Annotated in this window: 16 protein-coding genes and 1 pseudogene; 15 read left to right on the top strand and 2 right to left on the bottom strand. The window is 43.5% G+C overall.

Going from position 1 to position 15,738, the window contains the following annotated elements; genetic code table 11:
* Positions 1-87: 87 nt before the first annotated feature.
* The 7 genes and pseudogenes from obgE (at position 88) to BXO88_RS09195 (ending at position 5,947) form a co-directional block, all read left to right on the top strand.
* Positions 88-1,476, top strand: coding sequence for a GTPase ObgE (gene obgE, locus BXO88_RS09225; RefSeq protein WP_078037455.1), 1,389 nt, complete (start codon positions 88-90; stop codon positions 1,474-1,476).
* Positions 1,473-1,772, top strand: a pseudogene (locus BXO88_RS17160) (YhbY family RNA-binding protein); the annotation flags it as partial. The gene obgE and the pseudogene BXO88_RS17160, both read left to right, overlap by 4 nt.
* Before the next feature lie 207 nt (positions 1,773-1,979).
* Positions 1,980-2,639 carry a nicotinate-nucleotide adenylyltransferase gene (gene nadD / locus BXO88_RS09215; protein ID WP_242945188.1) on the top strand — a complete coding sequence of 220 codons (660 nt, stop codon included), beginning with the start codon at positions 1,980-1,982 and terminating at the stop codon, positions 2,637-2,639.
* Between the two features lie 80 nt (positions 2,640-2,719).
* On the top strand, positions 2,720-3,364 hold the full coding sequence (gene yqeK, locus BXO88_RS09210; protein ID WP_242945187.1) for a bis(5'-nucleosyl)-tetraphosphatase (symmetrical) YqeK: 645 nt from the start codon (positions 2,720-2,722) through the stop codon (positions 3,362-3,364).
* Between the two features lie 92 nt (positions 3,365-3,456).
* The gene (rsfS, locus tag BXO88_RS09205; protein ID WP_044993173.1) at positions 3,457-3,816 is read left to right on the top strand and encodes a ribosome silencing factor; all 360 of its coding nucleotides are present in this window, start codon (positions 3,457-3,459) and stop codon (positions 3,814-3,816) included.
* A 199-nt stretch (positions 3,817-4,015) separates the two neighbouring features.
* Positions 4,016-4,444 (top strand): hypothetical protein, encoded by a 429-nt coding sequence (locus tag BXO88_RS09200; RefSeq protein ID WP_078037453.1) that lies wholly within the window; start codon positions 4,016-4,018, stop codon positions 4,442-4,444.
* A gap of 75 nt (positions 4,445-4,519) precedes the next feature.
* Positions 4,520-5,947 carry a sensor domain-containing diguanylate cyclase gene (locus BXO88_RS09195; protein WP_078037452.1) on the top strand — a complete coding sequence of 476 codons (1,428 nt, stop codon included), beginning with the start codon at positions 4,520-4,522 and terminating at the stop codon, positions 5,945-5,947.
* 279 nt (positions 5,948-6,226) lie between these two features.
* Here the strand turns inward: BXO88_RS09195 and BXO88_RS09190 are convergent, their stop codons facing one another.
* The gene (locus tag BXO88_RS09190) at positions 6,227-7,300 is read right to left on the bottom strand and encodes a tyrosine-type recombinase/integrase (RefSeq protein ID WP_078037451.1); all 1,074 of its coding nucleotides are present in this window, start codon (positions 7,298-7,300) and stop codon (positions 6,227-6,229) included.
* 382 nt (positions 7,301-7,682) lie between these two features.
* Here BXO88_RS09190 and eno point away from each other — a divergent pair, with 382 nt between their 5' ends.
* Complete coding sequence (eno, locus tag BXO88_RS09185; protein WP_078037450.1) at positions 7,683-8,981, top strand: phosphopyruvate hydratase; 1,299 nt, start codon at positions 7,683-7,685, stop codon at positions 8,979-8,981.
* A gap of 76 nt (positions 8,982-9,057) precedes the next feature.
* On the opposite strand, the gene BXO88_RS09180 is transcribed toward eno, so the two are convergent.
* Positions 9,058-9,846, bottom strand: a complete 789-nt coding sequence (locus BXO88_RS09180; protein WP_078037449.1) for a hypothetical protein — start codon at positions 9,844-9,846, stop codon at positions 9,058-9,060.
* A 206-nt stretch (positions 9,847-10,052) separates the two neighbouring features.
* Here BXO88_RS09180 and BXO88_RS09175 point away from each other — a divergent pair, with 206 nt between their 5' ends.
* The 7 genes from BXO88_RS09175 to BXO88_RS09145 all read left to right on the top strand — a co-directional run bounded on the left by BXO88_RS09175 (position 10,053) and on the right by BXO88_RS09145 (position 15,503).
* Positions 10,053-10,616 (top strand): HD domain-containing protein, encoded by a 564-nt coding sequence (locus tag BXO88_RS09175; protein WP_078037448.1) that lies wholly within the window; start codon positions 10,053-10,055, stop codon positions 10,614-10,616.
* Between the two features lie 56 nt (positions 10,617-10,672).
* Positions 10,673-11,470 carry an alpha/beta hydrolase gene (locus BXO88_RS09170; RefSeq protein WP_078037447.1) on the top strand — a complete coding sequence of 266 codons (798 nt, stop codon included), beginning with the start codon at positions 10,673-10,675 and terminating at the stop codon, positions 11,468-11,470.
* A gap of 507 nt (positions 11,471-11,977) precedes the next feature.
* Positions 11,978-12,964: a hypothetical protein gene (locus tag BXO88_RS09165; RefSeq protein ID WP_078037446.1), complete on the top strand. Its 987-nt coding sequence runs from the start codon at positions 11,978-11,980 to the stop codon at positions 12,962-12,964.
* A gap of 18 nt (positions 12,965-12,982) precedes the next feature.
* Entirely contained in the window at positions 12,983-13,195 is a 213-nt protein-coding gene (locus BXO88_RS09160) for a Nif11-like leader peptide family natural product precursor (protein WP_078037445.1), read from the top strand.
* A 61-nt stretch (positions 13,196-13,256) separates the two neighbouring features.
* Entirely contained in the window at positions 13,257-14,573 is a 1,317-nt protein-coding gene (locus BXO88_RS09155) for a radical SAM/SPASM domain-containing protein (protein ID WP_078037444.1), read from the top strand.
* 197 nt (positions 14,574-14,770) lie between these two features.
* Complete coding sequence (locus BXO88_RS09150; protein WP_078037443.1) at positions 14,771-15,202, top strand: Panacea domain-containing protein; 432 nt, start codon at positions 14,771-14,773, stop codon at positions 15,200-15,202.
* Positions 15,189-15,503 (top strand): hypothetical protein, encoded by a 315-nt coding sequence (locus tag BXO88_RS09145; RefSeq protein WP_078037442.1) that lies wholly within the window; start codon positions 15,189-15,191, stop codon positions 15,501-15,503. The genes BXO88_RS09150 and BXO88_RS09145 overlap by 14 nt, the downstream gene beginning before the upstream one ends.
* The last annotated feature ends 235 nt before the right edge of the window (positions 15,504-15,738 follow it).

Below are 15,738 nucleotides of genomic sequence, written 5' to 3'. Positions count from 1 at the left end.
TATTCTGTATCTGATTTAATTGGCTCTCTGAGGGTTAGCGACGGCTTTTCGGCGCAGGGATACCCTTGGGAAAGGAGAAATAGTTCTATGTTTGCAGATATTGCAAAAATTTTCATTAAGAGTGGAAAAGGCGGAAACGGTCACGTTTCCTTCAGACGTGAGCTGTTCGTACCATGCGGCGGACCGGATGGCGGCGACGGCGGTAAGGGCGGTGACATCATCGTCGAAGTTGATAAGGGTATGAATACCCTTGAGGATTTCCGTAATCGTCAGAAGTACGTAGCTACCCCGGGTGAAGAAGGCGGCGGAAAGCGTATGCATGGTAAAAACGGTAAGGATCTCGTTCTTAAGGTACCTGAGGGAACCATCATCCGTGATTTTGAGACCAAGAAGGTCATCGCGGATATGTCAGGTGAGAACCAGAGAATCGTCCTTCTGAAGGGCGGTAAGGGCGGCTTAGGCAATATGCATTTTGCCACACCTTCCATGCAGGCTCCTAAGTTTGCACAGCCAGGACAGGATGCAAGAGAGATCTGGGTACAGCTTGAGCTTCGTGTCATCGCTGACGTTGGACTCGTCGGACTTCCTAATGTAGGTAAGTCAACTATCCTGTCCATGTGTTCCAATGCCAGACCGGAGATCGCAAACTACCACTTCACGACACTTACTCCTCATCTCGGAGTAGTAGGTCTCAAGGGTGACAGATCCTTCGTAATGGCGGATATCCCGGGACTTATCGAGGGTGCATCTGAAGGTGTAGGCCTCGGTCATGAGTTCCTCCGTCATATCGAGCGTTGTAAGGTGCTTATTCATGTTGTTGATGCTTCAGGCTGTGAGGGAAGAGATCCGGTTGAAGACATTAAGACCATCAACGATGAGATACAGAAGTATGATTCTGATATCCTCAAGAAGCCGATGATCATCGCCTGCAACAAGACAGACCTCATCATCGACGAGCAGGATTCAGACAGTGCCGTTACAAGGATCAAAGAGATCTACGAGCCACAGGGTGTGAAGGTTTTTGCAATTTCTGCAGCTACCAATACAGGACTTCGTGACCTTCTTGAGGCAGCATGGACTTACGTTGAGGAAGCCGGCGCCAAGGAGATCGAGGTTTACGAGAGCGAAGTTGATCTGGAGACACTTGGACACAAGGAGCAGCTTGATATCGAGTACAAGCGCCTTGATGCTAATACCTTCTCTGTTGAAGGTCCAAAGATCGAGAAAATGCTCGGATACACCAATCTTCAGGTTGAAAAGGGCTTCGAGTTCTTCCAGCGTTTCATGGATGAGCAGGGAGTTATCAAACAGCTTAAGAAGATGGGTATCCAGGAGGGTGATACCATCAAGATCTACGGACATACATTTGAGTACTATGATACAGATGCTTATGAAGAGGGAGACATGGAAAGTGCCATCGAGCAGGCATTCCCTAAGCGTCATCAGTCAAAGAAGAACGGAGAAGAGGAAGAATGAAAAAGTATATAAGAGACAGCAAGATGCGCTCTCAGCTTAAGGGCGCTGCAATGAGCATCGAGCCGGTGTTTTCTATCGGTAAGAACAGCCTCACTCCTGAGTTCATCGAGGCTGTAAGAGAGAACATCATAAAGAACGAGCTTATAAAGATAAATGTTCTTAAGAACTGCGACGATGACCCAAAGGCCATCGCACACACACTTGCAGGCCGTACACAGTCAGAGGTAGTTCAGGTTATAGGACGTAAGATCGTTCTTTACAAGCCGGATCCTGATTTCAAGAAGCGTAAGTATGAGATCTCAAAGGCTGAGTTAAAGGAGGCCGGAAAGTCCTCCGGCAGAGGCGGAAAGAGCAAGAAGTTCAATGCTGAGATCGCCGGTGCCAAGAAGAAGGCCGCAAGAGGCGGAAAGAGCCTCAGATTCGTTGAAGAAGCAGATGAGGATTTTGACAACGATATAGAGTGACGTGCTTTTTAGCATGCACGGCCGTATAGAGGTGTTTTGATGTGTAGTGCTGAGATGGATGGGACCCATCCTTCAAAGGATAGGTTTTCAGGTAAAAAAAAGGTAGGCATAATGGGTGGGACCTTTGATCCCATTCACTATGCACATCTGGCGCTAGGGGAATGTGCCCGGGTGCAGTTGGCACTTGACGAGGTATGGTTCATGCCCGCCAAGGATCCATACTTTAAGAAAAAGAAGAATGTGACTCCGGAAAAGCTCAGAGCGGAGATGACGTCCCTTGCGGTCTCAGACCGTGAGGGCTTTAAGATGTCCGATTTTGAGCTTTTAAGAGAGGGTGAAACATACACTGCGGAGACTCTGGAGAAGCTTGATGAGCTTTATCCTGATATTCACTTCTTTTTCATCATTGGTTCCGATTCGATGTATCAGATAGATACCTGGTGGCATCCCGAAGTCATCATGAGGCTTGCGACGCTGGTCGTTGCAGAGCGCGAGTATCCTGAAAGGAAGAGATCCTTCATGGAGCAGGTAAGGTATCTCGAGGACAGGTTCGGGGCAGATATACGGGTCCTCGACTTCGTAGAATCGGATATCTCCAGCACCATGATAAGGGGAATGGTGGCAAGGGACGAAGATATTTCGGACCTTGTACCCAAAGAGGTGGCTCTTTACATAAAGGATAACGGGCTGTATAAATGATGTATCCTCGAAGATCATAAAAAATTAGCTTCCTGTCTCTCTCGGCATCTCGTATGGGACAGGGAATTTCGGAGGTTCATATGGCATCAGACAAAAACGGTAAGAAAAAGATGGATGAGGAGAAGCCTGATCTTTCAGATATTTATGAATACAGGAAGAAGCTTAAGAAACTGCTGAAGCCTGACAGGTATGAGCATTCACTGAGTGTCAGCTTCACCTGTATCTGCCTCGCCATGAAATACGGTGTCGATCTTTACAAGGCTGAGGTCGCAGGGCTTCTGCACGACTGTGCGAAGCAGTTCTCAAATCAGGAGCTCATAAAGCTCTGTGATAAAGAAGGTGTGGAGCTTACAGAGGATATGCTGAAGGCACCTCAGGTCATTCATTCGGTATACGGCGCGGAATATGCCCGTAAAGCTTTCGGAATCAAGGATATGGAGATCCTTTCGGCTATTTTCTATCACACTCTGGGATGCCCGGAAATGAGCGTTCTGGAGGAAATAGTTTTTGTCGCGGATTATATAGAAGCAAGAAGATACAAAGCGGAGAGACTTCCGGAGATCAGGAGGATGGCATTTGAGGATCTGGACAGAGCAGTCTATGAGATAAACCATGACACCATCAGCTACCTCGAGGAATCCGGAGGTTTCGTATGTAAGGATTCCTATGATACATATCATTACTATAAAGAGCTTATGAAAAAGCGCGGTTTACCGATAAAGTAAGATAGAGATATTGACATACGGCATACAGGTGGTATGTCCGTATGGTGAAAAGTCAGGCATAAATAAAGAATTGCAGTAAAGGAGTACTTTTAATGGCTAGCGAAACATCAAGAGAAATGGTCAAAGCAGCATACAATGCTATTTCCGATAAGAAGGGATACGATATCACGGTTATCGATATTTCTGAAGTATCAGTTATAGCAGATTATTTTGTCATAGCCACAGCTGATAACATCAGACAGGTGGACGCACTCAGCGATGCGGTTGAGGATAAGATGGCAGAGCTTAAGATAGATCTTCGCCGTAAGGAGGGTGTTCCAAACAGCGGATGGATACTTCTTGATTACAATGACATCATCGTTCATGTGTTTGATAAGGAGCAGCGTCTTTTCTATGATCTCGAGCGTATCTGGTCAGATGGAAAGAAGATCGTTGATATAAACGAGCTGTAAAACGGTACGGAGGAGTCCTCTGGACAGGACTTTGAAGTGCTGAGATCAGTAAAATATATAGATAGCCTAGTGTCTCTTTGGTGGAAGCATCAGGGAGACACTTTTTTTATGATATTTTCTTTTCTGTGGACGCGCGGCGGGAGAAATATTATAATTAAATCGGCAATAATTAAAAATTACCGAAAGAGGACCGGAACGGATGATAGAAAAGGCTAAGGACACATTTGGATATGACATCATGTACCATAGATTCAGAATGGCGCCCAGGGATGGCGAGACCATAGAGGAGCTGAAGAAGGACATTTCCCTTCTTTCCGATAAGCTTGCAGCATGTGGGATATATGTTCATTTTCTCGAAAGTAATCTCGAGAAGAGGACGGGCAGGCATAAAGAAAATTTTATCAATGTTGAAGTGGGCATACATGAACATCACAGGACCAGAGGCGCCGGGTGGTTCAAAAGGAAGGAGACCAAGGTGACTGTCAGCGAGGTTTTCAGGTATTCTTCAGAGCACAATACCAAAGAAACTGCAGAATTCGCCGGAGTTTCGGTGAGAACACTATACACAAGGAAAACTGCATTGAAAAAAGCAGATAAGTGGAATGAAAATAACATGAATATGTTCTGAAAATGTTATTAATTTTAATTTTTTGTACGATGTAAAATACGCAGAGATTATTCTATAAAGAAAGGCTGATCATATATGAATAATAATATAGAGCCAGATGAGTCGTTGATTAAAAACGCTTTTTTGCTTTTTGATAAAATGTCGGAGCTGCATAAGAACCTCCCGGTTGCTTATGCCGTATTTCAGGTGCTGAAGAACAGTGCCGGTGACGGGGCTGTGGATGCCAAGTACCTGTATGCCAATGAAAGATTCTGTGTCGGTTTAGGCCGTTCAAAGGATGAGCTGGTCGGAAAGCTCGTGACTGAGACATTTGACGAAGACATCGAGGAACTGATGGGCTATGGCTACAGGGCGGCATATTTCAGTGAGGAGACCCATTATACGACCTACAGCAAGGTTCTCGGACACTGGATGGAATTCACCATAGCCGCTACCAATATCGAAGGCTGCTGCATAGCTGTGTGTACCTTCATCGATGACAGCCATCTGGAGAAGGAGCTTCTCAGACGAAATTCCACCACAGATGATGCCATAGTCCGTATAACGAGACTCCTGAGCCGTGAAGGAGATTATGAGGATATCATGAACTCCGTTCTAAAGGAAATAAGCCATGTGGTTCATCCCAGCCGTATGAATATACTGATCACTGACAGGGTGACCGTAGACTCTCAGTTTGCGTGGTACGCTGAGGAAGAAGAGTCCCATAAGGAGCTTTTGAAGGGACTCAGCTATGAGAAGTATCTTGTAAACTGGAGGAAATATCTGAACGAGGATGAAGTTATCCAGATCGATGACGTGGAGATGCTGAAGGACAGTGAGCCTGAGGGGTACAGGATTTTAAAGGAGCTCGGTATATACAGATTTGTCTGGGCACCGTTTTATGATAACAAGCACAGGATACTGGGATTCCTCTGCGCTGACAATTATGAACTCAGTGAGGAGATAGATACTCTCAGACTGATACAGAGTATTTCCTACTTCATCGGTTTCCGGATCAGGAATCACACCCTCGTTGAATTTCTGGATTACAGAGGCAATCACGACGAGCTTACGGGGCTTAAGAACCGCCGCGTGTTTGGAGAAACACTGAAGGTGCTTTCGCAGGTCAGAGAGCATTACGGACTGTTCTATGTGGACCTCAACCTCTTTAAGAATGCCAATGATAACTACGGGCATCATGTGGGAAACGAGGTACTCTGTGAGACCGCAGAAAGACTTTCTTCTGTTTCGGATTTTGAGGTATACAGACTGGGAGGGGATGAATTTGCCATTCTCGTGGATGAAGAGATCCCCAAGTCAGAGTATGAACAGATCATGGACAATATCAATGAAGCTTTTGAAAAACCTATACTGGAGACGGATGAATACAGCATTAAGATCAGTGCCAGTGCGGGTTTTGCCATAGCTCCCTATGACAGTGACAATCCGAATGAGCTTAGAAAGATAGCAGACCAGCGCATGTATGAAAGAAAGAAGATCATGCATGAGGAACTTAAAAAATAAATGACAGCACTGAAAAACTCCCCCTTGAACCATCCGGTTCAAAGGGGAGCTTTGTTTACTTATGAGAAAAGATCCTATCGGGACTTATGCGGAGTAATATACTTCCTTGACAAGACCGTTTTCAACCACTATTGAAAGTACAGGACCTGTCATCTGCAGGAATTCATACTGGGTCACATAATAAGCCATTTGTCGTCAATGTTTTTTGTACACTGTTTTTTTGCAAAAAACTCCACCGCAACATAAAGTTATCATCGGCAATATATGGATATTTATAATTTAATCCTCTCTTAAACGGACCTTATTTCTGGCACTTCTACGGCGCTCGTCCTCAAGTGCGGCATAATGCTTCTTTGTAGTGTTTACATCATTGTGTCCCAGCACATCGGCAACGAGGTAGATATCCCCGGTCTCCTTATAGAGATTTGTGCCATAGGTACTTCTGAGCTTATGGGGAGTGATGTGCTTAAGCGGAGTTACGGTCTTTGCGTATTTCTTCACCATGTATTCAACAGAACGTACCGAGATACGCTGGTTTCTGAGAGAAAGGAAGAGGGCGTCTTCGGAGCCTGCAGCAGGGATCTGGTGCTTTCTGTACTCCATATATGCCATAAGGACGCTTTCAACCTCGTCTCCGAAGTAAATGGTAACTTCCTTTCCACCCTTTCTGTGGATATGTATGCCGTCATTGTTGAAGTCGATATCGCTGATATTGAGCCCCACACATTCCGAGACTCTGATTCCGGTTCCGAGCATCAGCGTCATCATGGCGCTGTCACGGAGTTCTGTCTTGTCATGGAAGAGCTGCTGACGTTTGGTCAGTCCTTCGCCGTTTTCGACTTCATCAAGAAAATCAGCAACTTCGTTGGAATCCATGCGGATGATTTCCTTTTCCTTAAGCTTCGGCATCTGGATCATGGAAGCAGGATTGTTCTTTATAAGCTGGTTTCTGTAGAAGTAATTGTAAAAGGTGCGGAGAGACGCGAGCTTACGTTTGATGGCGGTACGGCTGTTTATGACATCCGAGTTTATCTCATTGCCCTTTGAATCTTTAGTGGTGCGCTTTCTGTATTTCAGGTACTCCATATAATCCTCAAGATCCAGTACAGAAAGTCTGTCTATGTCATCAAGAGAGAAGTCCTTTGTGCTGCGTTCCCTGAATATAGGGTTCTGATCTATCAGAAACTGAAAGAATACCTTCAGATCATAGGCGTAGGCGATGCGCGTTCTGGAAGAGGTCCTTGGTTCAATGCCTCTGAAGAAAGTCTTGCAGCAGTCCGGAAGCTCGGAAAGTTGCTCTCTTAGTTTTATCGTATTATCTCTGTCAACCTGTTCGTGATATTTTAATGCCATGGTTACTCCTGCAAAATTGTTAATTTTTAGACATTCTCACAATAGAGTAGGCTCATAAGCCGCCTTCGGAGAAGAAGATTTGGACTATTTGCCTTATGCCTACTATTATAGCAGAAAGGTTTTGCGAAATAATGACGGTTTTAACGCAAATATCGCTGTAAATATAGTCAAAATGTTATATGAAATGCCTATTAAATTCATATTTTAAGCCTATGATTCGGTTGCGACCAAGAATTTGCAGTGATATAATTGCACTTGGTCAAGTACAAAGAGAGACCGAGGAGATAATGTCACTTTTCTATAAAAGAATGGCATGTTACGGCAGCCCTTCGCGAGGCGAAATACAAACGGGCTGACGTTTCAAACGAAAGAGGTAAATGACATGAATGATTTTCAGACAATTGTAAATGTTCACGCACGTGAAATCCTTGATTCAAGATCTAACCCAACAGTTGAGGCAGAGGTTACTCTTGCAGACGGTACTGTTGGAAGAGCAGCTGTACCAAGCGGTGCTTCTACAGGTCAGTTCGAGGCTCTTGAGCTTCGTGATGGCGACAAGGCTCGTTATGTTGGTAAGGGTGTTCTTAAGGCTGTTGAGAATGTTAACACTCTGATCAATGAGGCTTTACAGGGTGTTGATGCTACAGATGTTTATGCTGTAGACGAGGCTATGTTAAAGCTTGATGGCACAAAGGATAAGTCAAAGCTCGGTGCTAACGCTATCCTTGCTGTATCTCTTGCATCTGCACATGCAGCTGCTGCATCTCTCGGTGTTTCTCTTCATCAGTTCCTTGGCGGAGCAGCAGGTGTTGAGCTTCCAGTTCCTATGATGAACATCGTTAACGGTGGTGCACACGCTGCAAACAATATCGATGCTCAGGAGTTCATGATCATGCCGGCAGGCGCTCCAAGCTTCAAGGAAGGTCTTCGTTGGTGTTCAGAGGTATTCCACGCACTTCAGTCAGAGCTCAAGGCTAACGGCCTTGCAACAGCTGTAGGTGATGAGGGTGGTTTCGCACCTAACCTTGCATCTGATGAGGAAGCTCTTGATTACATCGTAGCTGCTATCAAGAAGGCAGGCTATGAGCCGGGTAAGGATTTCGTTCTCGCTATGGATGCTGCATCTTCTGAGTGGAAGAGCGACAAGCCAGGCGTATATCACCTTCCAAAGGCTGGTAAGGACTTCACAACTGATGAGCTTATCGAGCACTGGAAGAAGCTTACAGAGAAGTATCCTATCATCTCTATCGAGGATGGTCTCGATGAGGAAGACTGGGAAGGCTGGCAGAAGATGACCAAGGTTCTCGGTGACAAGGTTCAGCTCGTAGGTGATGATCTTTTCGTTACAAACGTTGAGAGACTTCAGAAGGGTATCGACCTCGGTGTTGCTAACTCTATCCTTATCAAGCTTAACCAGATCGGTTCTCTTTCAGAGACTATGAACGCTATCAAGCTTGCTCACAAGCATCACTATACAGCAATCGTTTCTCACAGATCAGGTGAGACAGAGGATACAACAATTGCTGATCTTGCTGTAGCTCTTAACACATGCCAGATCAAGACAGGTGCTCCTTCAAGATCTGAGCGTGTTGCCAAGTACAACCAGCTCCTTCGTATCGAGGAGGCTCTTGGTGACGGCGCTGACTACCCACAGTTCAACGCATTCAATGTTGAGAGATAATCGACAACTGATTATGTAATCATCAAATCCCCGCGTCTGCGATATGCAGTGCGGGGGTTTTTTTGTATTTCAGTATTCAGGCATTGTTACGCTGAGTATTACGTCTGGATCGTATGAAGAGATAGATGCCTGCAGCTATGAGTACAGCGAAGAGAAGCCATCCGAAGGGCAGTTTCACAAGCTCGTTGATAAATAGGACAGACATTATCGTGATGAGAAGAGATGCGGCACTCTGAAGGTTTCCGATATATTCAAATTTCTTTTGAAACCATGGCATTTCCGTTTCGTGGATCAGGAGGCCGTCATGGATGCATGATGCGGTATCCGAGATGGCGGTCTGGATATCCCGGGGGTATAGTCCGTACTCATGCTTATAAAATCCGCCTGCCTCACAGAGGGGATAAATGCCTTTGTATATGAGGTCTTCATCGTAACCGGAAGGCAGAGGAAGAGCCAGAAGTATATGGGCAGAGACATTACCGGTTGATTCGATATACTCTATAAAGAAGAGCGGAATCAGAGGAAAATCACATTTTCCGAATATTGAATAAAGCTGTCCTTTAAGCTCCGTAAAGCTTCCTTCTTCGAGAAGCGTCTGGTCGAGGGTCTTACACTGTACAGTATCATTTCCGGACAGTTTCATTACGAAAAACAGGGAATCCGGCTGCCTGCTGTAGTGTTCCCTGAGCTTATGGATCCATTCCCTTTCGGCTTTCATGGAATCTATACCGCTCCTTATGTCTGTGTAAGAACCGTCTTCAGAAAAATAACGGATTTTTGCCGATGACCCGCGAAGACCGGAAAGAGACATGAGAGTATGAATCGGGCGTGTATCGAGATCGAAATTCCAGGTATAGTTTTTCATCATGCCTCCGGATCGTGATTACGTAGAGAGATAGACATTAGCATCACTGATATATGGTATAGAATCATCATAATCCCAAATAATGAGTATGGCAAACGGGAATATCGGACTGGAATTTTTTCTGCAAAAATTAAGTGAATCAGTATGATATGGGTTTGTACAATTAATTGGTAATGCGATCATTCGGCAAGATAAGGAGAGGAATCATGAAGGCAAGGGAGTATTTGGAGATTTTACATGTAGCAGAAAGACTGAAGGACACGCCCCGTCACTGTACGACAACAAAGAGGCGGACAGAGAGCGTTGCAGAGCATAGCTGGAGGATATCTCTCATGGCTTTTCTTCTCAGGCATGAGTTTCCGGATGTTGACATCAATAGAGTCGTTGATATGTGCCTGATCCATGATCTCGGGGAGTGTTTTACCGGAGATATACCTACTTTTATAAAGACTGATTCAGACAGGGATGTGGAGGATTCTCTGCTTGATCAGTGGGTGAAGACATTGCCGGAGGAGGTTTCCCGGGAAATGTCCGAGCTGTACAGGGAGATGGATGCGCAGGAGACAAAAGAGGCGAAGATCTACAAGTCTCTGGATAAGCTTGAAGCGCTTATTCAGCACAATGAATCGCCCATAGACACATGGTCTGATAATGAATATGATCTGAATAAGACCTATGCCTTTGATACTGTGGCTTTTTCAGAGTGGCTCACAGAACTCAGGAATGAAATACTGAAGGATACACTGGATAAAATAGAGACAGAGAACTGATGGGTTAATTTATTAGTTTAATTTATATCTGGCAGCATGTGATTAGGAGGTAGAATATGGCAAGCGGCAGAATGGAATTTCATGCTCAAAGTATCATGCAACACGCAAATTTTTCCTTTGCATTGCCAAATGATGCGGAAATGACAGAGGTAAGGAATCATAAGCATTATGAACGACCGACGAAGAGTCTGTTACTTCTGCATGGATTGACCGGCACGGATACTGACTGGATGTTTGGCGGATTGGCTCAGGAGATGGCGAGACAGTATAATCTTGCCATTTTTATGCCCACGACCGGTAATTCTTTTTATCTGGACAAGGGATATGTGGGAGGTAATTTTGGTCAGTTTGTAGGTGAAGAGCTGCCTGAGTATATAAATAAGGTGTTTGGGTATTTTTCGAATCGAGAGGATTCAATGATCGGTGGTCTGTCAATGGGTGGATATGGAGCTATCCATACAGCATTTGCATTTCCGGAAAGATTTTCAGAGTGCATCGCTTTATCATCCGCCATACATTTAGAGGACATAGCCGGGAAAAAAGCTTCGGCCAGAAGCCTTATGCCGGTGGAGATGCTTACGGATGTATTTGGTGATTTGTCCAAGCTCATGGAATCTGATAAGAATCCGAAGGTTCAGTTCGCAAAATTAAAAAAGGAAGGCAGAAAGATCCCGCGTCTGTATATGGCTATAGGTACTGAGGATGCTCCTGCATTGTATAATGCGAATACGGATTTCAGGGATTTTCTTCAGCGTGAAAATGCCGATTTCTTTTTTGAAGATGGACCGGGAAGGCATGACTGGGCATTTTGGAATGCCTATCTGGACCGAGGTCTTAAATGGGTGCTTGGGTGATATTTAGAAAAAGAGCACACAAATTCAGGCACACAGCCAGGTGGCTTAAATGAAAAACTTAACGAGACCTTTTTGGGGGTATATTACGAAAACCCCTTAAAAAGGTCTTTTTTCATGGGTTGTAATAATCAAGATTTTACGTGTTTTCGCTAGTGTCTACACGATCAAGTTCAACTGCGATCTTATGAATAGATTTTCCATCGCTATACCCTTTTAACAGCTTCAGAGAATAATCAAATACAGGTTTTTGTCGATACATCATAGTGAATAGCCATTGCGAACTATGTAATTATTGACTGGAAACATGATTCCAAACTGAGGAGGATCTTTATGAAAAGACTTATTTCAATGGCACTTGTGGCTGCAATGACTCTAACTTTCATAAGACATAATGTAAGTGATGATAATGCTGAGGAATAATAACAAGTTGTGGCAGTATTATGATTTATGAATATGTATACTGCTATTACGTAGACCGATAACTGTTAAAAGAAAGATAGGGGCGGTATGGAAAGAAAAGAATTAAATAATATTTTCAGGATTCTTTTAACTCTTGTCTCCGGAGAAGGACGAGAAGAAAAGCTTTTTGGATCACAATTGTCTCTGTTTGAGGAAACATTTGACAGAGCGTTATGCGGAAAAGTTTTTCCTATGGTGTATCTGGAAATTCCACTTATAGGTAAACCTTGCTGCGATTTGGAAGTGGGCTATGGAGAAAAGCTCTGCAGTTCAAATGTTTTCCCTGAAGCTAAGGCTTTTGGATATAGAAAAGCCCTTGATTACTTTGCTGCGAATAAAGGTAATAATGTAGGCTTTGGCTTTTCGATAGACCTTAGTCGAGGAGAAACTGAACGTGCAGGACTCTATCTGCAGCATCGTGGAAATCATAAGATTATAGAGCCATTTCTCCGGGCATGTGGTGATGAAGAAAGATACCAAAACTATATGAATGTCAGTGACAGAATAAGAGAGTCGTGGCCAAGTTCGTATATTGGTTTCTTTCCGGAAAGACCCGGATCACCCACTCGCTTAGGAGGTTATATAACCGGAAATCCTGATCTTATGGATCTGTTTAAACTTTCGGGATTTACTTCATATGGGTCAGACATGATGGATTTATGTAGGGAATTAACAGCAATATGCGAACCGAAGGATTATCAGTTTGACATACGCTCAGATGGTACTTTATCGGATGAATTCGGGCTTTCATTTTCTTTTGCACCACAAAGAAGTCCGAAGATGGGAGCAGAGTCATTAAGGTCAGGTAAAGGAGCACGTTTTATGACACGGCTTCAGGAACTTAATCTTATAGATGATCGATGGAATATGCTTCCGGATGCGCTATTTGCCCGTACTTTTCCTTTAGAAAGTAAGGATGGCAACAAGCAGTTTATAGCATTAACTGCGTCGATAAACATGGTAAAGATAAAATTCAAAGCAGGAATACCGCAATGTGTAAAGTTTTATCTTTCTTTGGAATCTTATATGCACTAATTTGAAAGGAGTTATACTATGGATATAAAGAATTTTGATTTCAGTAAACTCGACCCTGAGTTAAGAGCAAAAGCAGAGAAATGTCAAAGCAAGGAAGAACTGATAGAACTTGCAAAAACTTCAGGAGTAGAACTTACGGATGAACAGTTGGATGCGATAGCAGGCGGTGGACTAGACTGGGTTCAATGCTGGGATGAATGCGGAACGATAGGTAATTGCGGACTGGAATAGAGCGAGCAAAGTCATTATAAAAATCTGTTAAATCAAAGGAATCTGACAGAAAGGATTGCCGATGGAAACCGATACAAAAAAAAGAACCGCGAAAGATAAAGGATGGAGGCATTCTCGATATAATCTCAGTATGCCAGATCCGGATGGTAATGGGTATATCATTGCGAATCTTTTCAGTGGAAGCTATAAGGTATACAGTCTTTTTGAATGCTATCTGCTTTCTGTTTTTGAAGAACTTGATGAACATCATCCCATACTTCCGTATTTTGCCAAAGAAGGTCTGATAGTAAACTTTGATGAGCTTTCTGCCATTGAGGCGAGGAATCGTCTGTGCGCCGGATATTCGGAAATAGTGAGTCTGACGATATGTCCCACCATGGGATGTAATTTTGACTGTCCCTATTGTTTCGAGAAACATGGACAAGGAAAAATGGATGCTGAGACCCAGAATCAGGTTGTGCAGTTAGCCCGCAGTATGCTTAGTATAAGCCGTGCAAAAAGATTATCCGTTTCATGGTTCGGAGGAGAACCGCTACTTTATCCCGAGATAATAGATAATCTTTCAAAAAAACTTATAACTTTGGCTGAGGAATTCAAGGTTGATTATGATTCAGCAATAACTACAAACGGTTATTTTCTTACGGAAGATAACATCAAGATGTTAGATCGTGCCAGGGTCAGTTGTGCTTCCATAACTCTGGATGGCATAGGTCATACTCACGATCGGACCAGACATTTGATAAATGGTGATGGAAGTTTCAGTGTCATAACCGGGAATCTTCGTAACCATATACCTTTTAAGGTTTGCATAAGACATAATGTAAGTGACGAAAATGCTGAGGAATATAAAAAGCTCAGGAAATATATAGATGATTTGGCTGCTGAGACGGGAAACCGACTTATATACAGTGCTGCACTTGTGAGGAATAATCCGGCTGCAACAGACAGAGGAGCGGATGTCAGATTACTTCATGGTGAGTTGGAAATAGAGATAGAAGCTCGCTGGCGTTTGAACAGAATTGCCAAAGTAATGTATTGCGGAGCCCAAAACTTATGGAATATAGGTATAGATGATAAAGGAAGGCTATACAAATGCTGGGAAATCATGAGCAGACCTGAATACAGCTTTGGTACAGCAGACCGTTGGAATCCGGCAAATCCCATTCAAAGCGCTGACAAGCCTGACAGGCTGACAGATTTTATAAACGCAGGACCACCTATTTACAAAGATGAGTGTCGGTCTTGTATATGGCTTCCTCATTGTATGGGTGGTTGTCCGTATTGTGCTTTATATACCGAAAGAAGTTGTCCATCCTACAAGGATAATCCGGAGGCTTTTCTTCTTGCCAAGTATAAAGAGTTATATAACAAGTTGTGACTGTATTGTGATTTATGTATATGTATACTAAGGCGTGGGAGAATCCTGCGTCTTTTTTGATGCAAAAAAACATAAAAGTATAAATCACAAACAACATACTTCCTTTTGCGCAAAAATTTAATATTTTGTTATATATTGCCTATTCACAAACTGTGATATATTACAAGTGAACATATGTATTGGAGAGGAGGCATATTATGGCAAATGTATTTGATACTGCTAAGTATCTGTTAGAGAAAGCCGGTAAGATGTCTACGATGAAACTTCAGAAGCTATGCTATTATTCGCAGGCGTGGTCTTTGGTTTGGGACGATGCACCTCTATTTGAAGAGGATTTTCAAGCGTGGGCTAACGGTCCGGTATGTCCTGAATTATTTTCTAAGACAAAAGGCAGGTATTCCGTCACTGCAAATGATGAGAACGGCGGTGATAATAATCTGACTGATAACCAGAAGGATACCATTGATAAGGTATATGAACACTATGGAAAGCACGATGCTCAGTGGTTAAGTCAGCTCACACACATGGAAGACCCTTGGAAGAATGCAAGGCAAGGAGTTCCGTCTGGCGTAGGAAGCAACAACATTATCTCGAAAGAAAGCATGGCATTATATTATGGCGGTCTCTAAGAAAGATAAACAGATAAAGCAGAAAGAATCCCCTAAAGGGAAAAGCATTGCTCAGGGCGGAAACCCTGAGCAATATTATTCTCAACCCCCTGCGTGGACTTTTACAAACGCCGACACTGATATGTGGGCTTTTACGGAAGAGCATATCGGCAAATTGCTATGGACGGAGATCTTACCAAGACTGAAAGCATGGGAGGCACAAACATGGGGAGAAATATTGGTAAGAGATAAAAAACTGAACCACTCACTTGACCTCGACGATCTGAATAAAGTGGCACAGGACAGACTAGCGCGTATGTAGATCTCGCTTAAAACATACATGAAATTACGCCCAAGATTACGCCAAGAGCGAATTAAACCGCATAAGCTTTGGTATGCAAAGGTAAAAGCTTAATTAAGCATTAACATCTGCAATTAAGCATTTACAATTACATTTGACAGACGCATGCGCTTAAATGAAATACTTAACGAGACCTTTTTGGGGGTATATTACGAAAATCCCTTAAAAAGGTCTTTTTTCATGCGTTTGAATAATC

The sequence above is a fragment of the Oribacterium sp. C9 genome (assembly GCF_002007235.1).
In the GTDB taxonomy this organism is placed as follows: domain Bacteria; phylum Bacillota; class Clostridia; order Lachnospirales; family Lachnospiraceae; genus Oribacterium.
This window is presented reverse-complemented; position numbering and strand designations above follow the sequence as displayed.